The organism is Psychrilyobacter sp., assembly GCF_049671765.1.
GTDB lineage: Bacteria > Fusobacteriota > Fusobacteriia > Fusobacteriales > Fusobacteriaceae > Psychrilyobacter.
Genome location: NZ_JBATVM010000116.1, coordinates 24059 through 46412, shown reverse-complemented (window position 1 = coordinate 46412; position 22354 = coordinate 24059). Strand labels below are relative to the sequence as shown.

Genomic DNA, 22354 nt, shown 5'->3' with positions numbered 1-22354 from the left:
GGACATTTTGTAAAGATGATACACAATGGTATTGAGTATGGTATGATGCAAGCCTATGCTGAAGGATTTGAGATCTTAAAATCTAAGGAAGAATTTAATATAGACCTTGATAAGGTAGCAAATGTTTGGCAACATGGTAGTATTATAGAATCTTTTTTGCTGAACTTAACAAAAGATATGTTTAAAAATGACCCCGATCTAAATAATATTAAAGGATGGGTAGAAGATTCAGGAGAGGGGAGATGGACAGTATTAGAAGCACTTGAAAACAATGTTTCAGCCCCTGTGATTACTCTATCACTCCTACAAAGATTTCGATCTAGAAAAGAAGAAACCTTTGGTGATAAAGTTTTAGCAAGTTTGAGAAATGAGTTTGGAGGACATAGTATAAAGGAGAAGTAGGAGGGATAGAATGGATTTAGATATGAAAACATTATGTGACCCAATTGGTATCGAGGTAAATACTCAGCCCTTTATTTTAATTATTTTTGGAGGAGGAGGAGATTTAAGTAAAAAAAAATTATTGCCAGCTCTTTATAACCTCTTTAAATTGGACAAGTTAAATAATGACTCCTATATTCTTTCCTATGGTAGAAAGAATAGAACCCAAGCTGAATATAGAACCTTAGTTAAAACTTCTATTGAGAGTAGTTTTAAAGAAATAGAAATAGATGTTGAGGATAGTTTTTTAGAAAAATTTAACTATGTCAATGGGAATTCTGAGAAGTTAGAAGGAATAGAAAGTATAAACAAATATGTTTGTAAATTTAAAGATATAAACAAATATCAAATAATATTTTATTTAGCAACTCCTCCTACTTTAGCCAAAAACATCTTAAAGTTAATTCAAAACTTAGACCTGTGTGATAAACCTTTTAAAAAGAAGATTATCATAGAAAAACCATTTGGAATTGATACTGTATCTGCAATAAATTTAAATGATAATCTACATAAAATCTTTAAAGAGGACGAAATTTATAGGATCGATCATTACCTAGGAAAAGAAACTGTCCAAAATATCTTGTTTTTCAGATTTGGAAATAGTATATTTGAGCCTTTATGGAATAGAAGTTTTATAGATCATATTCAAATTACAGTAGCAGAGGATATTGGGATTGGATCCCGTGGAAATTTTTATGAAAAAGCTGGTGTTTTAAAAGACATCATTCAAAATCATATGATGCAGCTTATAGCGCTAGTTTCTATGGAGCCTCCTACTAATTTTGAAGCTGACTGTATAAGAGATGAAAAAGTAAAAATCTTTAAAAATATATCTAGTATGAGTGAAGAATATATGACTGAAAACTTAGTCTTAGGACAATATGGGCCTGGAAAAATAAAACAAAAAGATATTGCGGGATATAGAAATGAAAAAAATGTAGACAGTAATTCTAATGTGGGAACTTTTTTCTCTGGTAAATTTCATATTGATAATTGGCGTTGGGCAGGAGTTCCATTTTATGTTAGGGCTGGGAAAAGATTAAATAAAAAATTAACTGAAATAGTTATAACTTTTAAAACTCCTCCACTCAAGTTATTTGGAAATACTTGCAGAGATATCCTGGCTAATGAGCTTATTTTTTCTATTCAGCCTGAGGAAAAAATATCACTGTCGATAAATATGAAATACCCTGGAGTAGATAATTATCCCCATCCAGTAGAGATGAACTTCAATTACTCTAAATTAGATACTATTTCCCTCACAGCTTATGAAAGGTTGATAGTTGACTGTATAAAAGGGGATTTAACATTATTTGCAAGACAGGATGGGATAGAGGAAATGTGGAAATTCATGGATCCTATAGTGGAATATTTCAATAAAATAAACTTTAAATTTCCAAATTATTCTGCCGGTGATTGGGGGCCTAAGGAAAGTAAACTTCTCATGAAAAAAGATGATAGGAAGTGGAAAATATGATTTCTATAAAAATATTTGAATCGGAAAAATTAATGGCTATAGACGCTATAAATATAATAAAATTTGAACTAGAAAGAACAAAAAAGTTAGATATTGCTTTTTCTGGAGGGAAAACCCCCATTAGATTTTTTAAATTACTAGCTGTAGAAGATATCAAATGGAAAAATATAAATATTTTTTTAGTTGATGAACGGTGGGTACCATTAGATAATATAGATAGCAATTATAATATGATAAATAGATTTTTATTACAAAACATTAAAATTCCTAGTGTAAATATCCATTATATACATTACTCTTCGTCTATAGAACAATCTGAAAAAGAATATGAAAATGATATTTTAAAACATTTTAAAGGTGATATTATATTTGATTTAATATTTTTAGGAGTCGGAAATGATGGACATACTGCATCTATCTTTGAAAAAAATGAAGTTGATTTATCAGAAAATATTATTGTGACATCTAGTAGGAGACATTCACACGAGAGAATTTCCTTTGGAATGGGTATAATAAATAAAGCTAAAAGAAAAATATTTTTATTAGGGATTGAAAAGATACTCATTATCGGGTCCTCTATGTCTAAAGAGTTTCCTATATCAAAAGTTAAAAATCCAGAATTTTTATCCTATAAAAAATAAAATTTTAGGGAGCAATTATTTAATTGCTCCCTAAATGATAGATTATAAACTGAATACTGTATTTGTAATAATATAAATAACAATACCTATTATTACAGCTCTTTTATCGGTTCCTCCAATAGATTTCATCTTACTTTCCATCTCTTCTTTAAAAACAGATTTATTTTCTATAATAGTTTTTGATTTTAAAAATCTTCTATATATGAGATTGTGAAGTAATCCTCCTGAAAGCAATCCAATAAATAGGGATGCTCCACCTACCATTTCACCTATGTTTGGCATATATTTATTAGCTACAGCTCCTAAGATATGTACTAATAAAAAATAAGATATCCCCTCAAGGTAACATTTTCTATAGAGTAAATACAACCAATTTCCAAAAAATGCCCACCAAGACCATTTCCATGAGAACCCTCCTGAAAGATCTCCTTTTTCAAATGAGTCTTTATACCAGTTTAAAGTTTTTTTACTCTTTTCTAAACTTTCTTTTTCGCCAATATAGGCACTGATTAATCTATCATTATCCACTATTTTTCCTCCCTATGCCGTTGGTATACGACTATTTTTATTTTTATCTATCCTTTTTTTCACATCTATTGATAGTATTTATATTACCATTAGATTTTTTACATCGTAGGAAATAATTATCAAAGATGTAAAAATTGGTGAACTAATATGTTTTATTATACCATAAGATACTTGAAGATTCATAAATACCCTATGAATAACTCCATAATCACAAGACATAAATTATTTTTTCTATTTTTTCTATAAAAAAAACTGTAAAAATCTACAGTCTTTTAATCGTCTTATTTTTCAAATAATTCTTCTCTATTACTTTCTAAAAATTCTTCTAATTTTAAAATTCTTTTTTTAGATACTTTACATTTATGGAATTTATAAAGAAAATAATTTACTATATCTTCCCTTGTCTCCAAAGAAAAATCTGAAAATATTTTCCTTAAAACATCTCTTCTTTTTAAAAAACTGGTATTTTTTTCTTTTTTTGTATTTTCTAGATGTCTTTCAAAGCTAAATGGTAGTTCTTTTTTAAAACGTCTAAAATAATGATAGACAATATTGTCATTAAAATCTTCAAAATTATTTTTATTGATTTCAGACACTAATTCCAATACTTTTTCCCATTTTTCTGTCATAATATCTCCCTCCATTAATAAACAACTAAAACCTCATACTATTTATATACCTCAGTTTTAATGATTTATCAAGAAGTTTATTAATTTTTATTAATTTAAAAGATAATCACCTATTCTAAATTACTGAATAGGTGATTATCTTTTTCCTTTATTTTTTGATATCTTCTAAAGTTATAGAAGATATATTTGTTGCTCTGCCATTATTATGAAGATTTATTTTCCCCTCATTTAATAATCTTTTAGCTAATCTACTCTCCTTAGTATCGGGTAATCCAATAATTTTCCAGTTGTTACTAGCTTCTACATCTATTATCCCGTTTTTAATCTCTTTAATATACTTCATTGTCATATATCTAATTGTACCATCCATCTCACCATATACTTCTTTAGAATCCCATATTTTTTTTATATTAGTTCTGCCTTCTAGAGCACCACCCTTACCTAACATTCTTTCCATTCTATATGAATTCATTCCTAATCTAATTTTTGTATTATCTTTGATAGAAGTTCCATTTAGAAGGTTTAAATTTTTGATTCTATTTCCAGATACTTCTCTAATATCAATATCATATATAATTCCTTTAGCAAAATCATACGTAGCATATTTTTCACTTCTCCTGTCTAAATCAAAACTAATTAATAAGTCACCATCTTTTATCGTATTATAATAAGCTGCTGACCACTCTAAATAGTCTTTTAGATCTCTACCAGTAACTTCATATACAGTTATTTCTCCACCTGTATATCTATAGTTGTAGTTGATATCCTTTTTCTTTATTAATCCCATATCTAACTTTGCATTTTCTTGATCTACAGAAAGAGCAATTACATCTACACCACTTTTCTTTGCAAAATAGAAGCCGACCTCTCCAAATAGGGTAGCAAGCCCAGTATCTTTAGTATAAATTGATGGTATTCCTTTCAATTCGTTTGTAGGTACTAAGTCTTTTTTCGTTTTACCGACAACGATATTAGCATCTGCTCTTAATTTTTCATGAAATCTTTTATAGATTGCTTCAATATTTTTATCGGATTTCACATTTTTAATTGAAACAGTTTTAGTGCCTTTAGATATTAACTTTACTTTTTTATCTGTCACATCAAATTTTAAATCAATTATTGAAATAGCTTTACCGTATTTATATGGTTCGGTAATTAATACGCCATTAATTACTTTTTTAGATATATTTTTATGGTAATGACCAGCTAAGATAACATCTATTTCTGAAATTTCATTTGCTATGTCTATAACTCCTGTTCCTGCTATATTATTTTCATTTGGTAATCCCATATGGGCCAACAATACAATGCTATCAACACCTTTATTCTTTAATTTTACTATTTCTTTTTTTATTTCTGCTATAGGATCTCTAAAAACCAAATCTCTTAGATTGTTAGTCCCCTCTTCAAATTGTTCTATAAGTGGAGTCGTTACACCAATTATTCCAATTTTTACACCCTCTATTTCTACTATAGTGGATGGTTTATAATAGTTTCCATTTGATTTTGTATAGATATTTGTAGCTAAGATCTCTCCATTAAATTGATCAAAGGCTCTATCTAAAAAATCCATTCCAAAGTTAAATTCGTGATTCCCTGGGACTATCATATCATAACCCATAGCATTATAGATTTGCATTATAGGATGCTTATTTTCCTTATAATATATATCATTAAATTTTTCAATACCATTATCCTGTATAGCATCTCCTAGGTCAACTAAAACAACATTATCATTTGTTTCTCTATATTTTTTTACCAAAGTTGAGATCTGTGAAAATCCTCCCGAATAATTTTCCATATCAGTAGAGTAATCCCATGGTGAAATTCTTCCATGTACATCGGAAGTTCCTAAGATCTTTACATCAACTTCTTTTGCAAATAACATGCTCCCTAAAATCAAACAACCAATCACTAGCTTAAATATTTTTTTCATTTTTTCACATCCTTTTAATTAAGTAGTGTCATTATAGCACATGAATACCTAGGAAAAAAATAATAATTTTAATCTATTTTTAATTTAGTTATTCTAATTATAGAAAAAACCATGACACTCATACTTACCCACTGAATAGGTGATAATACACTCCCATTAAAGAGATAATCAAATAAAATACTTGATATAGGAAATGAAAGTTCACAGATTGTAGCTACGTTTGCCTTTACATGTCTTAGTCCATAATAATATATAAATGCTGCTCCACTTCCACTAGTTAATCCAATAATTATAAATATCTGCCAGTTAAGGTTTGTTATCTTCGTAAACTCACCAAAATTATTAGTTAGAACATTTATAACTGCAAGGATTAGTGTTGTAAGTCCATATCTAAAAAATAATGTTTGCTTATAAGAAATTGATGAAACCATTCTTTTCCCAAAAACAGTAGAACTACCAAAAGCAAAAGCTGCAACGATAGCATACATAGATGCTTCTAACATATTTTTATGTTCCATAGAGAATGGATTATTAAATTGAAAAGTTAAAAAATAACCAGCCACTAAAGCCAATACAGCCCATAAAACAAATTTTTTGGCAATTTTTTCTTTAAGGATAAATCTAGCTAAAACAATTGCAAATACTGGTTGTAATTTTTGTAGAAGTGTTACTATTGTAAGATGTTGAAAATTTAATAAAAATAGTGCTTTTACAATGGATAGTGTTCCTATCACTCCTCCAAAGAGTGCAACTAATGTCATAAATATATAATCATACTTAGTAAACTTTTTTAATACTCTATATTCTTTATAAAATATAAAGTTCATTCCAATAAATGGTAGTAAGTGGAGCATAAAAACTACAAATTTTGTATCTAGATTATATAGGCGTGGTGTTAAAACTATTCCATCTAATCCCCATAAACTAGCCGCGATAACTATTGCCAAACCACCTATTTTACTTTTTCTTTTTTCCATTACTTTGTTCCTCCTAGTAAAAAAAATACCCCAAGTGAACTTAGGGCATTAAAAATTAGGATATTTGTTCCGTTTTTAAATAACTTCTATCATCCAGACTATACTGTCGGTATCAGAATTTCACTGATTCAGCCTAAGCTCGCGGACTATCACCGCCGGTAGGGAATCAAACCCTGCCCCGAAGTTTTATACAATTTATGACTCATTATAAACTTAATAGTTTACTCTGTCAACATTATTTATTGTAATAAGTCATAGCTTCTGGAAGATATTTCTCAATATCTTCTATCCTGTGCTTATGTGATGGATGAGTGCTTCTGATTCATATTTTCTTGAATAACTTAAAATTCATAAATTTTTTTCTAGTTATTTTTGATTATCTATCAAATATTTTTACAAAAATTTCCAAATTACCATAAAAATGGATGTGTGGGTATCCTGCAATAATCTTATCCTTCTCGTAACCACACGACCATATCCTCCCATTCATTTTTTTCAGTTCAAAATATAATTTTTTCTCATCTACATCATATATATCTGAATAATGAAATTCATGACATCTACCAGTTATTCCATCTTTACTCTTATAATCTACATATCCAAACCTTTTTATATTGAGTCTAGGCTTCATCTCTACTTTTATGTCTAACAGTCCACACATAGGATCAAAGCCCCCATCTAACTGCCTTATTCCCTTTGTAAGGTACATGAACCCTCCACACTCAGCATAGATTGGAATTTTCTTGGAAGCTCCCCTTATTTCTTCCATCATAGAATTATTTTTATATAATTTTTTAGTAAATATCTCTGGATACCCTCCTCCTAGATATATATAATCTAGATTAGGAGGTAGATGTGAATCATTTGTAGGAGAAAATTCTACTATTTCCATACCTGTATATTCCATCAGTTTTAAATTTTCAGAATAGTAAAATGAAAACGCTCTATCTTTTGCTACTCCTACTCTCTTTCCTCTAAATCTGCCTTTTAGACGTTCTGCTGGATTTTTAAATTTTAGGGCATCATACCCATCTTCTGCAATTTCTAATATCTTATCTAAATCTATATATTTTCTTGCCATATCCTTTAATATCTCGATTTTTTCATTTAAATCATCAATTTCACTGGCTTGTTGTAAGCCAAGATGACGCTCACTTATAGATACCCTATCATCCTTTGGAAAATATCCTACACATGGTATTTCTGTATATCTTTCTATCCCTTCCTTTAAAAGGTTATACAATCCTTCACTTCCAACATTATTTAATATGACTCCTCTTATTTTTACTCTAGGATCTAGATTCTTGAACCCCAGTACCGTAGCTGCAATACTTGTAGAGGCTCCCTTTCCACTAACTACTAAAATTACGGGAATATCCAAAACACGGGATAGATGTGCACTACTATAGTTATCTAACTCATGATTTAAACCATCATAAAGTCCCATAACTCCCTCGACTATACTAATTTTTTTAGTATTTTTAGAAAATATATATTTCACTGCATCTTCACCCATCATAAAAAGATCCAAGTTATTAGATGGATTTTTAGTTATAAACTCATGAAATTTTGGATCTATATAATCAGGCCCTGCCTTAAATGGTGATACACCTTCTAAAGCACCCATTATGGCCGTACTAATTGTTGTTTTCCCAGCTCCACTAGAAGTTCCTGCAATAAGTATTTTTTTCATTTCTCCCCCTATTTTAAAAGGATATATTCCCTTATAAATTTTAATACTAAAATTATACAATTCATTAAGCAATTTTGCAAAGATAAAAACAATAGACCCTCTCTCGCCCTTCGTGCACTTTCTCCCTCGTAGGGAGCAACGTAAAAGGATGAGGGTCTAACTAAAAATTTCAAATAAAAAATCTTCTTAGCTAAGAGAATAAACTCTATTAACTAAGAAGATTAAATTAGTTTAAACTAACTCTTCAATAAATTAAATTTCACTTATTAATTACTTCTTCACGTAGTAATTATAAAGAGTTCTTACTATTTGTCCAGTTCCACCATGGGTATAATAACCATATGGTGCATCTGCACAAGATGTCCCAGCAATATCAAGATGCATCCAAGGAGTATCTCCTACAAATTCCTCTATAAACATTCCTGCCGTGATACTTCCAGCAAATCTTCCACCTGTATTTTTAAGGTCTGCAATCTTAGATTTGTAAAGTTCTTTGTATTCAGGGAAGTTAGGTAATCTCCATACCCTTTCACCTGCTGTCTCAGAAGCTTTCTCTAATTCTTTGTACATTTCATCGTTATTAGCTAATACACCTGTTGTAGACATTCCTAGAGCTACTAACACCGCTCCTGTAAGTGTTGCTACATCTATTACTTCTTTTACATTTTCATGATTGATTATATAGTGTACAGCATCAATAAGAGTTAATCTTCCTTCAGCATCTGTATTATCTACTTCTATAGTTTTTCCACCCATAGATCCAATGATGTCTCCTGGTCTGTAAGCGTTCCCTCCAATTGAGTTCTCACATGCAGCGACTACGGTTACTATATTTTTCTTTACTTTCATTCTAGAAAGGGCACACATAGCTCCTATAACAGTAGCAGCTCCTCCCATATCTGTTTTCATATTAGACATCCCTGCACTAGGTTTTAATGATAATCCACCTGTATCATATGTTAATCCTTTTCCTACTAGTCCATGTATTTCTGTAGGATTAGAAGGATCTCCTAGATGTCTCATAACGATAAATTTAGGTCTTTTTTCAGCAGCTCTAGCTACCGATAAAAATGCTTCCATTTTTAGTTCTGTTATTTTTTCTTCATCAAATATTTCTACTTCAAATTCATATTTTTCTCCCAATACTTTAACTTCATGAGCTAAACTCTCAGGGAAGATAACATTTGCAGGTTCATTTACTAAATCTCTAGTTAACATTACTGACTCTGCTAATACTGTACCTTCACAGATAGCATCTGTTTCTTCCTCTACAAATATATCGAAATTAGATTCCTTTTTCTCTTTTTTCTCTGTTTTATATTTATCAAAATCATATTTAGCATAGTGTACAGCTTCTACTGCTTGGCTAACTTCTACACCATGAGTCCCTACTAAGATATCTCCATCTAGATTTTTAAGTTCCTTGTAGAAGCCTTCTATTACATCATAGGCCTTTAATTTTTCTCTTTTCCCAAGACCAATATAAGTTATGTTAACTAATTTACCTTTATGCATTAATTCACAGCTAATAGATGTTTGCTTTTTACCTGTAAATTCTTTTTTTTCAATCAATTTTTCCAAAACTATCCTTTCTTCATCGTTTAACCCGTCGTAGATATGTACCTCTCCTTCAAATTTTGGCATTACATATGCATCGTAGATTTTGCTAAAATCTTTTACTAATTTAATATTCATAATCTCCTCCAGTTTTAATGTATTCTATCCCTAGTATAGTATATCCAAACTATATAATCAAGTAAATTTGTAATGATTATAAAAAAATTATAATTTTATTTTATAAAATTATTTAAAGTAATAAAATTATAAACAAAGCACTTAAAATAATGGTCAATAATTAAAAAACTCTAGTATTTAAACTAGAGCTTTTTAATTATTATTAATTTTTTTCTCTATAGCTTTTATTACAAGTGAATTAAGTAGTAATGAATTTTCCAGTAAAAAAGTTAATCCTTCTAAGTTTGATTCTAACTCTTTTAAAATTCTAGGAATATGTTCTGTCACATGCGACCCATTAGATAGAAAATAAGGGATCACTGTAATTTCTCTAAATCCTTCTGAATACATAGATCTTATAACTTCTTCTAACTTTGGATCAGCTAGGGTTAAATTTGCTCCTCTAACATCTTTTCCTGTACTTTTTCTCAAAATTTTGATCAATTCTTTAAATTTTTCATTTACTTCCAAGACTTTACTTCCATGCCCTACTACTAAGATTCCTCTCATGTAATCACCTACTTTATTCCAGGATATTTCATACCAGACCAATATATATTATTTTTCATAACAGAATATTCAGGGAGATCTACACCTCTAAGAGCCCATTTTTTAAACTCCATAAACCCTGTTCTATCTACTATATACCCTATATGCTCTTTTGGCAAACTTCTATCGATATGTTTGTCCACATAATCATAAGTATTTTTAATTATCTTTATAATACTGGCTTCGTCAGCCCATATAATCCAGTCTTCAGCTAACCTAGGATTTCTTTTTCCTGTTCTTCCCATTATAGCTAATCTATAATATTTTTTAGGATCTCTAGTCCAAGCAGATGTAGGACAGTTTAAAACACACTCTCCACACCCTATACACTTATCATGATCCCTTTGAGGTTTATAGTTAACAGTTGTTAATGCTCCTGTAGATAAGCTTTTACATTTTTTTACACATCTTCCACAAGATACACATTTTGATTTATCTAATTTAGGTAGTGTCATCCCAATTATTCCAAAATCATGCATCCTTACTTTCTGACAGTCGTTGGGACAGCCTGTAAGTGCTACTTTAAAGTGAAAATCATTTGGAAATATAGCTTTTTCTATTTTCTTAGCAAATTCAGTGGTATTGTATTGAGCTTTAGGACAGACTTTGTTACCTATACAGGCAGCTATATTTCTTGTTCCTGCTGCTGGATATCCTGCATTGGCATCTATATGATTTATCTCTAGTCTTTCCATTAGAGGAGCCACCATTTCATTTACCTTATCCATATCATTCCAATCTATTCCTAGGATTTCAAATCCTTGTCTAGTGGTTAAATGAATTCTCCCATCACCATAAGTATTAGCTATTTTAGATACAATTTCTACTAGATCTCCTGTAATTTCTCCACCGGGGACTCTTACTCTCAGGGCAGTCTTCTCTCTTACTTTAGTGACTCTATAAGCATTTTTTGTAACTTTTTTTCTATTTATATCTAAAATCATCTTATCCCCCTTAATCTAAAAGTTTTTTCCCTTTTGTATAGTTAAATACAGGTCCTTCTAAGCATACATAAGTTTCGTCTATTTTACAGTGTCCGCATTTCCCTACAGCACATGACATCTTTCTTTCAAATGAGAGCCATATTTTTTCTTCAGGTACCCCATGTTTTTCAAATTCCATTGCTGCAAATTTCATCATCATTGGTGGTCCTACTATTACTACTTCTAAATCATCTATATTCGACAAGTCCAATTTATCTACATGTTGTGTTACAAGGCCCTCATTGATTCCTAAGTCACAACTATCTCCCTCACACATCTTGTCTACAGTTAGTACCAAATTATTTTCTTTCTGCCAACTTCCTATCTCATCTTTAAATATTATACAGTTTGTATCTTTAAACCCTAGGATAAGTTCCATCTTTTTAACAGACTCAAACTTTTTATGAACTGCATTGATCATAGATCTTACTGGTCCACACCCAGATCCTCCTGCTACGATTACTAGATGCTTATCCTTATACTTTTCATCAAATGGAAATCCATTTCCATAAGGGCCTCTCAAGAATAGTGTATCTCCTGCCTTTAGATCAAATAAAACATCTGTAACTTTTCCAACTTTTCTAATTAAAAACTCTATCCATCCCTCTTCAGCATTGAATTCTGTCACAGAAATAGGAGCTTCTCCCACTTTAGGAATTGATATTTGAATAAATTGACCGTAGTTGATCTCATCTGCTCTATCGAATTCAACCTTAAAAAGCCATTCTATATTTGTTACCTGTTGAATATCTAAAATTTTATAAGGACTTGGCATATAAATATTATTCATCTTCTCCTCCTCCTAATATTGCTGTTAATTTTTTTATACAATTTGAAAAAGAAATATACTCAGGGCAGGCATCATCACATCTTCCGCAGCCTACACACATATGATATCCAAATCTCTTTTTGAAATCTCCAATTTTATGCATAGTTTTAAATCTCATTCTGTCACCATGTTTTTTTCTAAATTCGTGACCTCCTGCCATATCTGTAAATCCATCTACATGGCACGATGCCCACACTCTTCTCCTCTCACCTGTGTTCTTGTTTTCACTGTAGAAGATATCTTGAGTTGTTGTACAAGTACATGTTGGACAGACAAAATTACATTTACCACAGGCTACACATCTTTTATCATATTCTCTCCATAGGTCTAAATTTATTACATCTTCTAAATTTATCTCATCTGGAACATTTAATTCAATCTTGTTTATAACGACCTTATCTATTTCAAAATCTTTTTCTTTCCCTTGAAAATTAGTTTTTAATTCTTCATCTAAAATCTCTAATTGTACTTCATTATCTCTTATATTTATTCCCATATGATAATTTTCGGGAATGTTAGTTCCCATACTTACACAGAAACAACTGTCAAAACCTGTTTTACAACCGACAATAACAAATTTTATCTTATCCCTTCTCTGGCTATAATAAATATCAGAAAATTTATTTTTTAAATAGATCTCATCAAATATTTTTACACTGTGAAGATCACAAGATTTTAAAAATACTAAAGTGCCCTTTTCCTCTATTTCTGGCTCTTTATATTCTTGTTCTGTAAAATAAAACATTGTTTCCGTTTGTGGTAACAATATTTCTTTAGGAGAAAAGTTAGATTTTTTATCAAATACCATCTCTTCAATGGTAGAAACCTCTGCATACCTTACTAAATCTGTGTCAGAAAATTTCCCTGCAAATGGGAAAAGTTTAGGTGCATATATCTTATATTTTTCTTCTAATTTTTTCAGATTTTCATTAAAATTTGTCTTGCTCATTGAAATTTTCAAATTCATCCCTCCAATTCTATGTTATGTACTTTATTTAGTTTTTCTACCCATATACCAATATACTAAACCTATAGCTCCTCCACCTACAATATTACCTAAAGTTACCCAAAGAATATTGTGTCCATATCCAGCTAAAGATACTTCTGCCCCATGATTAAGTAATAGACCCGCAGTAAATATAGACATATTAGCTATACTATGCTCATATCCAGATGTAATAAATGCAAATAGACACCAAAATATCATAATTAATTTTCCTGATTCACTCTTCATCTTGATATAAGCAAGTACTGCTAAACAAACTAAAATATTACATAAAACACCTTTAAAAAATAGAGATGTAGGATCTCCTGACATCTTAGCTTTTGAAAGAGCTACAATAAATTCTCCTACCTTACCTTTAGGAGCTCCACTAAATACATATAATACACCTATGATAGTAGATCCTACTAAATTTCCTATATAACTTGTTCCCCATACTTTGAGTGTATCCTTTAAAGATACTTTTTTATTTGCCAAACCAGCAGTCATGATCATATTATTTCCTGTAAAAAGTTCAGATCCAATAACTAAAACGAGACTTAAGGCAATTCCAAAACCTAAACCTATAAATATTTTAAAATGTGGTCCCATCCCCTTAGTCAATCCACCAATAGTCATGATAAGAAATATTCCTAACCCTACATAAAGCCCTGCCATAACAGATGCTAAAAAATACTTACCCTTACTTTCCTCTATCAGTTTCTTTTTTCCAAATGCCGCATTAGATAATTTTTCTAGTGTTTCTGCATACATAATTTATTCCTCCTATATAATATTTTTACTACAGTAAATACTGAAAATAATATGTTAGATCAAAGATCTTTGTCCAAAATATGATTCTGAACTTCTAAATATGATCAAAATATTTTTTTCACTATAAATTCTAACTCTATTCTAACAAAATGTATAAAAAAATAACGTGATACACATCACGTTATCTTATTTTCTATAAAATTGTCTAAGTTCCTCTCTTTTTACAAAGATTCTTTTATCTATCCATTTAATATAGCCTTGTTTTTCTAATTTTTTTAACTCTCTAGATATGGTTTCTCTAGTGCTTCCTAACATATCAGCTAAATATGTTATGCTTATTTTAAATTCTAGTCCTATCCAATGATCTTTTTTAGGAGAAGTGTCAGAATTATTTTCTTCTACTTCACACATCATCCCATGATCCTTTGAGAGTTTCCATAATTTAGATGCTACTTTCTTATCTAGACTAATGGGCACTGTATTTTTTAACTGCCTATAGAGTCTTCTAACTTTTCTTCCAGAAGATTGTATAATTCTATATGTTAATTTAAAATCTTTTTCCATTATTATTTTGAAATCCTTTGCAAAATACTCTAACACTGCAGTATCTTCAAAAACTTCAGCATTTATACTGGCAGGGAGATTATCAAAAATAACCTCATTTATAATCTCTCCACTACCTAATATATACATTATTTTTTTTTGTGCTTTTTGAGTATATTTATGGATACTTACCCTTCCAGAAACTATTATGTATATTTTTTCAACTTGATCTTTTTCAAAAAAAATAAATTCACCTTTTTTATATTCCCTAATAATTAACTTTTTTTCTAAAAAAGTTATAGTTTCTGGATTAAGATCTTTAAATATTGATAATTGATCTATTTTCATGATCTACCTCCATATAATACTCTGTTTTTACTCTTCCAAACTTACTTTTATCTGCTTTTTTAATTCCAATGCTCTTTTTGGATCTCCTTCATCTGTTGAGATGGCTACTTGAAAATTTTCTCCCCTATGAATAGCACAAAACCTTGCATTTAAATCTTTCTTCGTTGTTATATTGTTAACCAAAATATTTTTAGAGTCTCCTAATTCATAGATTTTCTTATTTAACTCTTTATTGTTAGTAGCTCCTACAACTAAGAATCTATTTTCGATATCACTATCTTCAAAGTCTCTCAGTGTAATATCTATTTTTTTCTCATCGAATAAAAGCTGTATCTTATCTTCTACAATTTTAGGAGTTATAACCTCTATTTCTGCCCCATAATCTAAAAGTGTTTTTATCTTACGATAAGCTATTTTTCCTCCTCCAACTACAAGGATATTTTTCTTTTCTATATCCAGTAAGATTGGAAAATACTTTTTTGACATAATTTTATCTCCTCATCTCTGTGTCCAAACCTTTTCTTTTTATGTTTACTTTGAAATCTCTATAAATGCTTTTTCCATGGCAGATAAAGTTTCGTTTAAGAGATCAAAATTATGAGTTATTCCCATAAAGTGGGCCTCAAATTTAGAAGGAGGTACTACTACTCCATTTTCTAACATAGCGTTAAAGTATTTAGAATATTTACTAGTATCGCTAGCCATTACATCTTCTAATGTTTCTACTTTTATCTTATCTATAAAGAATATAGTAAATAAAGAACCTGCTTTATTAACACATACTGGCACATTATATTTTTTAGATAATTTATATATCCCTTCTACAATATAATCTACTTTAGCTTCTAAATCTGTGTATATAGATGGATTATTTTTTAGTATACTTAAAGTTTCAAATCCAGCAGTTACTGAGATAGGATTTCCCGATAGTGTACCTGCATGATATACGTCTCCTACAGGTGCTATCATATCCATTATTTCTCTCTTTCCCCCAAATGCTCCTACAGGATATCCGCCACCAATTATCTTTCCTAATGTAGTTAAATCAGGAGTAATTCCATAGTGTTGTTGAGCCCCTCCACTTGAGATTCTAAATCCACTGATAACTTCATCAAATATTAACAGAGTGTTATGCTTTGTACATAATTTACGTAGTCCTTCTAAATATTCTTTTTTAGTTTCAATAAGACCCATATTAGCAGGGATTGGCTCTACTATGATACAAGCAATTTCTTCTTTCTCCATTAATTTTTCTACTTTTTCTAAATTTCCAAATGGTAATGTCAGTGTATCTCTTAATACACCTTCTGTAAGACCATTACTGTCTTGATATCCTTCAGTTAATAATCCAGATCCTGCTGCTACTAATAATGAATCTGAGTGACCGTGGTAACACCCTTCAAATTTTAATATCTTATTTTTCTTTGTATATGCACGGGCTACCCTTACTGCTGCCATTGTAGCCTCTGTTCCTGATGTAGTTAACCTCACTTTTTCAATAGAAGGAACCATAGATATGATTAATTCAGCTAACTCAACTTCTTTTTTAGTAGGTAACCCAAATGAACAACCATCTAAGATAGCAGCTTGAACTGCTTTTATTACCCTTTCATCATTATGCCCTAATATCATAGGCCCCCATGATTGAATAAAATCTATATATTTATTTCCGTCTTCATCTATAACATGAGCTTTATTTGCTGATTTTACAAATATAGGGAATTCTTTTTCTACTGATTTAAACGCTCTAACAGGACTATTTACTCCTCCTGGAATAATATTTACCGCTTTTTTAAAGATATCTTCAGAATTTTTATAATTCATAACTGCTCCTCTTTTATTTTTTTAGCCACCAAATGAAAAATTTGGTGGCTAAATATTTTATTTTAATTTTTACTTATCTTCTCTTAACCATCTAGCAATATCTTTTGCAAAATAGGTAATGATTATATTTGCTCCTGCTCTTTTCATTGCATATGTTTTTTCCATAACTATATTTTTTTCATCTATCCAACCGTTTAATGCTCCTGCTTTTATCATTGAATATTCTCCACTTACACTATATGCAACTACTGGAACTTCAAATGTATCCCTTACCTTTCTGATTACATCAAGGTATGCTAAAGCCGGTTTTACTATTACAATGTCCGCTCCTTCTTCAAGATCTGATCTAACTTCAGATACAGCATCTATACTAAATCTATAATCCATTTGATATTGCTTTCTATCTCCATGCGTAGGAGCAGAATCTGCAGCTTCTCTAAATGGTCCATAAAATGATGATGCATATTTTACACTATAACTCATAATAGCTAATTCTTTAAATCCATTTTCATCTAAGATATCTCTAATTGCTCTTATTCTTCCATCCATCATATCCGAAGGTGCTACTATATCTGCACCAGCTTTTGCATGTGATAAAGCTATCTTGGCCATATATTTTATAGTAGTATCGTTTATAACACCCGATTCATCAATGATACCACAGTGTCCATGAGAAGTATACTCACACATACAAACATCAGTTATAACTACCATATTTGGTGAGTGTCTCTTAATCTGTCTAACTCCTTCTTGTACAATCCCAGTATCATTATAAGCTTCTTTTCCAACACAGTCTTTTTCCAAAGGAATACCAAATAGTAATACTGAGTTAACACCCAACTCATTCAATGTATCTAACTCTGCATCTAACATATCAAGTGACATTCTATATTGTCCAGGCATAGAAGAGATCTCAGTTCTAATTCCAGTTCCTTCCTCTAAAAATATTGGATATACCAAATCATCCACACTTATATATACATCTCTTACTAATTTTCTAATCCCAGTTGTTTTTCTTAAATTTCTGTGTCTTTTAAACATTGCTCTTCTCCCTTTTATAAGTTAGTATAATAATTTTTAACCTCTGTTAATAAACCTTGTGCTGTAGAAGTTTCAGCTTCTATCTCTACCTCTAAACCATAACTTTTAATGCTTTTTGTTGTCATCTTACCTATAGATGCTATCTTTATGTTAGGGTTATGCTTTTTATCTCCTAAACTCTCTATGTAGGCATCCACAGCTGATGAACTTAAAAAAGTAATCATATCTACTTCTTTTATCTTATCCTCTATATCAGTTATTATTACTTTTTCCGTTTTAAATATTCTAGTTGCTACAAAATTTCTATTTAGTTTTTCAGACCATTCCTCTGTCTTAATAGGTGAAATATCCGATGTTATAAATAAGATCTTATCACCATCTTTTGTAAAATCAACACTTTCTTCAGCTAATCTTTCTCCCAAATATTTTTCAGGCATAAAATCAGGCTTTATTTTATATTTTAATAATTCTTCATAGGTTTTTATTCCTACAACACCTATTTTTTTATCTCCTAATATACGTATATCATCTAATTTTTCAAAGAAAGTTTTTACACCATTTTGACTATTAAACAATATTGCTTTAGCGTCTCTTATATCTAATTCAACATCTAATGGCTCTATATTTATAAGGGGAATTACAGTAGCTTTCCCACCTAACTTCTCTATTTCATAGGCAAATTCTACAGATTTTTTATAATCTCTTGTAGTTAATATATTTTTACCAAATAGTGGTAATTTTTCGAACCAGTTGAATTCTGATCTCAAGTTAACTACTTCTCCAATAATTATAATTGCAGGTGGTACAACTTTTTGTTCCTTTGCTATCTCAACAATGGTTTCTAAAGTCCCCTCGATTACCCTCTGCTTACTTGTACTTCCTTTTTCTATTATAGCCACAGGAGTTGTAGGAGATTTCCCGTATTTCATCAAATCACTAGCTATTAGATCTAAATTTTTAATTCCCATTAAAAATACTAAAGTCCCTTCTAACTTAGCAATAGCATCAAAATTATGCCAAGTTCCCTCTTTAGAAGTATGTCCTGTAAACACATGAAATGAGCGAGCTATATTTCTATGAGTAACAGGTATTCCAGAATAAGACGGTACAGATATAGAAGATGTAATTCCAGGAACTACCTCAAACTCTATCTTAGCTTCATTTAGAGCCAAGATCTCCTCTCCTCCACGACCAAAAACAAAAGGGTCTCCTCCCTTTAATCTCGTAACTATTTTACCTTGAAGAGCTTTTTCTACTATAGTTTTATTTATTTTATCTTGAATAACTCCACCTTGGGTGTTACCCTTCCCTAAATATATCAATTCACATTTTGATTGAGCTAAAGACAGTATTTGGGGATTTACTAATCTATCATAGACAATACAATCAGCTTCTTCTATACATCTTTTGCCCTTTAATGTCAATAGTTCTAAATCTCCAGGGCCTGCTCCTACTATATAAACCTTAACCATCTATCTGCCCCCTAATGATCTTAGCTAATTTTACAGCTAATTCTTTTCCATTATTTTTATCTCCAGTTATCTCATCTTTATAGATTTTATCTCCATGAAAATACATTCCATGTATCTTGATACTATCACCATCTATAACTGCATAACATCCCATGGGAGTCGTACATCCACCACCAAATATCTTAGAAAATTCTCTTTCTGCACCGATAATTAAGTTAGTTTCCTTGTGATTTATTTTATCTAATAAGTCTAGAGTAAACTTATCCCCTTCTCTACACTGGATGCATAGTGCTCCCTGAGCCGGGGCTGGCATTATTCTTTTGAAATCAAATATTTCAGTAGCTAGATCTTTTAATCCCACTCTTTTTAATCCTGCATAAGCAAGCACGATTCCGTCAAAATTTTCATTTTTTAACTTTTCTATCCTAGTATGAATATTCCCACGTATAGGTTCTATTACTAGATCAGGTCTTAAACTTCTAATACTCTCTACCCTTCTCAAACTACTAGTCCCTATTATTGAACCTTGTGGTAGCTCGTCTAAAGTAACTCCTGAATTAGTAATCATAATATCTCTATTATCTTCTCTCATAGGGATAGCACCTATTGTAAGACCTTTAGGAGATATAGCAGGCATATCTTTCATAGAGTGTACTGCTAGATGTATGTCACCATCCAAAAGTGCTCTTTCAATCTCTTTTACAAACATATCCTTAAGGGATTTATTATCTTTATTCCAATTGGTTCTTTGGTCTTTATCTCCACTGGTAATAATTTTTTTTATTTCCACTTCTAAATTATCACAGCTATCCAACAACATCTTTTTAGTCAGTTCTGCCTGCGCCACTGCTAAAATACTTGCTCTAGTTCCAATAATTATCTTTTTTTGCATCTTAAATCCCCTTTATACTCACAATATTTTAATAAATTTCTTACTTGATCCTCTAATATATATCTATATTCTCTTAAAAGTCTCTCGCGGTTTTCTTCGTTTTCTCTAACCACTTCCCACAAGTGATCTAGATTATAGAGGTTTATATTTGGATGTGTTTCAATACCTGATTCTATGTCTCGCGGAACTGCTAGATCTAAAAATATTTTTTCCCTTGTCAAATCTAATTTTTTTATATTTTTTTCCAATAATACTGCATGTGGTGCAGAGGTAGCACTGATGATTATATCTGATTTTTCTACCTCAGAATATCTGTCATCAAAATCTACTATATCGATATTATATTTTTCTTTTAATTCTAATACCCTTATACGACTTCTATTTGTCATGACAATATTGTTTATGTTATTTCTAGTAAATATATTGAGTATAGCTACAGCCATCTCTCCTGTTCCCACTATAAATATTCTCTTCTCGTCTAAATTCTCAAAGTGTCCCCTTATAAACTTTAAGGCTATTGCTTCTAGAGACATAGCGTTTTTTGAAACTTGACTTTTATAACGAAATTTTTTCCCTACCTCAATAGCTTTATTAAAAATAACATTTAAAGTTTTAGTTGTATGTTTTGCCTCTAGTCCGTTAAAAAAACTATTTTTAACTTGAGATAAGATAGAATCTTCTCCTTTTATGATAGAGTTAAATCCACAGACCACATCAAATAGATATTTTACAGCTTCAACTCCACTTTTTTTAACAAATAATGGACCTATATTAAATTTTTCTTTTACTAATTCTATATTTTCAGATTCCATATATATCTCAACTCTAAGACAGGTCTCAAGTAAAACATAGCCATTAACAACACCTTCTTCTACAAGGCTTTCCATTATTTTTTTAGGGCCACCTTGTATAAAGGTTTCTCTCTCTTTCAAAGTAAGATCCTTATGAGTAACTCCTAATATATAAAATTTATTTAATTGCATCTTCTACACACCTCAAAACTTTTATATTGTTTCTTCTATCTTTTATAGCCAGTCTAAAATACTTGTCATCTAAATAGTTAAAATTACTGGCATCTCTGACCAAAACACCCAATGTAACCATTTTTTTTCTAAACTCTTTTACTTTCATCCCAGTCATCAATTTCACCAAAATAAAATTTGTCTCTGTAATATATGGTCTTACACATATTATTTTTTCTAATTCATGATACATGAACTTTTTCTCTTCCTTAATCCAAGTTTCAGATTTTTTTATATACTCACTGTCTTCTAGTAGAACCTTAGTAGCTAGTTCCGCTATTGCATTAACACTCCAAGGCTCTCTATTTTTTTCTATCCTTCCCTTTAATTCCTCATTAAAGGTTATACCATATCCCAAACGTAGTCCCGGAATGGCAAAGAATTTAGTAAGAGCTCTCACAATAAATACATTTTTATGCTTGTATTCTACCAGTGATCTATCCATACTGCCATCTACAAACTCTATAAAAGCTTCATCTAGTAATATACTTATTCCCTTATATTTACATGATATAGCCAAATCATCTAAGATAACCTTATCTATAAATTTTCCTGTAGGATTATTAGGATTACATACTACCAATAGATCATATGAATCTTCCAAAGTTTTCTTTAACCTAGGTATATTCAATATAAAATCTTCCTCTTCTTTTAACTGAAAATAATCAATTTCACAATCTACAATTTTTAGAGCTCTCTCATATTCTGCAAAGGTAGGAGAGATGATAAGGACTTTTTTAGGTTTTAGATTTTTAGCATATAAAAACATAATCTCTGTAGCACCGTTTCCTACGATTATATTTTCAACCTCTACTTTATTGTGTCTAGCTATTACCTCTTTCATCTCTAAATAGTCTGGATCGGGATATTTTTCCAAAACAGATAAGTTTTTACCTATTTCTTTTTTCAATCTGTCAGACAGACCCATTGGGTTTATATTGGCACTATAATCTAATACCTCCAAACCTTTTTCACGTTTTAATTTGTATATGTTTCCCCCATGTAGCTCCATTCTTATCTTCTCCCTCACCTTAATTAT

The 22354-nt window shown here is 30.5% G+C and carries 21 protein-coding genes, 1 pseudogene and 1 riboswitch; of the genes and pseudogenes, 3 read left to right on the top strand and 19 right to left on the bottom strand.

The window, feature by feature from the left end; all coding sequences use genetic code 11:
• The 3 genes and pseudogenes from WBG30_RS05870 to pgl form a co-directional block, all read left to right on the top strand.
• Positions 1-402, top strand: a pseudogene (locus WBG30_RS05870) (6-phosphogluconate dehydrogenase); the annotation flags it as partial.
• Positions 403-412: 10 nt separating this feature from the next.
• Positions 413-1918, top strand: a complete 1506-nt coding sequence (zwf, locus tag WBG30_RS05865) for a glucose-6-phosphate dehydrogenase (protein WP_424503714.1) — start codon at positions 413-415, stop codon at positions 1916-1918.
• Positions 1915-2559 (top strand): 6-phosphogluconolactonase, encoded by a 645-nt coding sequence (pgl, locus tag WBG30_RS05860; protein WP_424503713.1) that lies wholly within the window; start codon positions 1915-1917, stop codon positions 2557-2559. Before zwf ends, pgl begins: the two co-directional genes overlap by 4 nt.
• Positions 2560-2601: 42 nt before the next feature.
• Here the strand turns inward: pgl and WBG30_RS05855 are convergent, their stop codons facing one another.
• The 19 genes from WBG30_RS05855 to WBG30_RS05765 form a co-directional block, all read right to left on the bottom strand.
• The gene (locus WBG30_RS05855) at positions 2602-3087 is read right to left on the bottom strand and encodes a DUF2628 domain-containing protein (RefSeq protein ID WP_424503712.1); all 486 of its coding nucleotides are present in this window, start codon (positions 3085-3087) and stop codon (positions 2602-2604) included.
• Between the two features lie 281 nt (positions 3088-3368).
• Complete coding sequence (locus tag WBG30_RS05850; RefSeq protein WP_424503711.1) at positions 3369-3716, bottom strand: hypothetical protein; 348 nt, start codon at positions 3714-3716, stop codon at positions 3369-3371.
• Between the two features lie 148 nt (positions 3717-3864).
• A complete protein-coding gene (locus WBG30_RS05845) occupies positions 3865-5652 on the bottom strand; it encodes a bifunctional metallophosphatase/5'-nucleotidase (protein WP_424503710.1) in 1788 nt (595 codons plus the stop codon).
• A 68-nt stretch (positions 5653-5720) separates the two neighbouring features.
• Complete coding sequence (locus tag WBG30_RS05840) at positions 5721-6629, bottom strand: DMT family transporter (RefSeq protein ID WP_424503709.1); 909 nt, start codon at positions 6627-6629, stop codon at positions 5721-5723.
• Positions 6630-6706: 77 nt separating this feature from the next.
• Positions 6707-6819: riboswitch (FMN riboswitch) on the bottom strand.
• A 186-nt stretch (positions 6820-7005) separates the two neighbouring features.
• Positions 7006-8322: a cobyrinate a,c-diamide synthase gene (locus WBG30_RS05835; protein WP_424503708.1), complete on the bottom strand. Its 1317-nt coding sequence runs from the start codon at positions 8320-8322 to the stop codon at positions 7006-7008.
• 270 nt (positions 8323-8592) lie between these two features.
• Positions 8593-10017, bottom strand: coding sequence for a leucyl aminopeptidase (locus WBG30_RS05830; protein ID WP_424503707.1), 1425 nt, complete (start codon positions 10015-10017; stop codon positions 8593-8595).
• A 192-nt stretch (positions 10018-10209) separates the two neighbouring features.
• Entirely contained in the window at positions 10210-10566 is a 357-nt protein-coding gene (locus tag WBG30_RS05825; protein WP_424503706.1) for a sirohydrochlorin chelatase, read from the bottom strand.
• 8 nt (positions 10567-10574) lie between these two features.
• Entirely contained in the window at positions 10575-11549 is a 975-nt protein-coding gene (gene asrC, locus WBG30_RS05820; RefSeq protein ID WP_424503705.1) for a sulfite reductase subunit C, read from the bottom strand.
• A 10-nt stretch (positions 11550-11559) separates the two neighbouring features.
• Positions 11560-12378: an anaerobic sulfite reductase subunit AsrB gene (gene asrB / locus WBG30_RS05815; RefSeq protein WP_424503704.1), complete on the bottom strand. Its 819-nt coding sequence runs from the start codon at positions 12376-12378 to the stop codon at positions 11560-11562.
• Complete coding sequence (gene asrA, locus WBG30_RS05810; protein WP_424503703.1) at positions 12371-13378, bottom strand: anaerobic sulfite reductase subunit AsrA; 1008 nt, start codon at positions 13376-13378, stop codon at positions 12371-12373. The genes asrB and asrA overlap by 8 nt, the downstream gene beginning before the upstream one ends.
• A gap of 30 nt (positions 13379-13408) precedes the next feature.
• Positions 13409-14173, bottom strand: a complete 765-nt coding sequence (locus WBG30_RS05805; RefSeq protein WP_424503702.1) for a formate/nitrite transporter family protein — start codon at positions 14171-14173, stop codon at positions 13409-13411.
• Positions 14174-14359: 186 nt separating this feature from the next.
• Positions 14360-15064, bottom strand: a complete 705-nt coding sequence (locus WBG30_RS05800) for a Crp/Fnr family transcriptional regulator (RefSeq protein WP_424503701.1) — start codon at positions 15062-15064, stop codon at positions 14360-14362.
• Positions 15065-15091: 27 nt separating this feature from the next.
• Positions 15092-15550 carry a precorrin-2 dehydrogenase/sirohydrochlorin ferrochelatase family protein gene (locus WBG30_RS05795; protein ID WP_424503700.1) on the bottom strand — a complete coding sequence of 153 codons (459 nt, stop codon included), beginning with the start codon at positions 15548-15550 and terminating at the stop codon, positions 15092-15094.
• Positions 15551-15595: 45 nt separating this feature from the next.
• Positions 15596-16888, bottom strand: coding sequence for a glutamate-1-semialdehyde 2,1-aminomutase (hemL, locus tag WBG30_RS05790; protein WP_424503699.1), 1293 nt, complete (start codon positions 16886-16888; stop codon positions 15596-15598).
• 69 nt (positions 16889-16957) lie between these two features.
• A complete protein-coding gene (hemB, locus tag WBG30_RS05785) occupies positions 16958-17929 on the bottom strand; it encodes a porphobilinogen synthase (protein ID WP_424503698.1) in 972 nt (323 codons plus the stop codon).
• A gap of 14 nt (positions 17930-17943) precedes the next feature.
• A complete protein-coding gene (gene cobA / locus WBG30_RS05780; protein WP_424503697.1) occupies positions 17944-19401 on the bottom strand; it encodes a uroporphyrinogen-III C-methyltransferase in 1458 nt (485 codons plus the stop codon).
• Entirely contained in the window at positions 19394-20293 is a 900-nt protein-coding gene (hemC, locus tag WBG30_RS05775; RefSeq protein ID WP_424503696.1) for a hydroxymethylbilane synthase, read from the bottom strand. Before hemC ends, cobA begins: the two co-directional genes overlap by 8 nt.
• Complete coding sequence (hemA, locus tag WBG30_RS05770) at positions 20278-21276, bottom strand: glutamyl-tRNA reductase (protein WP_424503695.1); 999 nt, start codon at positions 21274-21276, stop codon at positions 20278-20280. The genes hemC and hemA overlap by 16 nt, the downstream gene beginning before the upstream one ends.
• Complete coding sequence (locus tag WBG30_RS05765) at positions 21263-22327, bottom strand: pyridoxal phosphate-dependent aminotransferase (protein ID WP_424503694.1); 1065 nt, start codon at positions 22325-22327, stop codon at positions 21263-21265. Before WBG30_RS05765 ends, hemA begins: the two co-directional genes overlap by 14 nt.
• Positions 22328-22354: the final 27 nt, after the last annotated feature.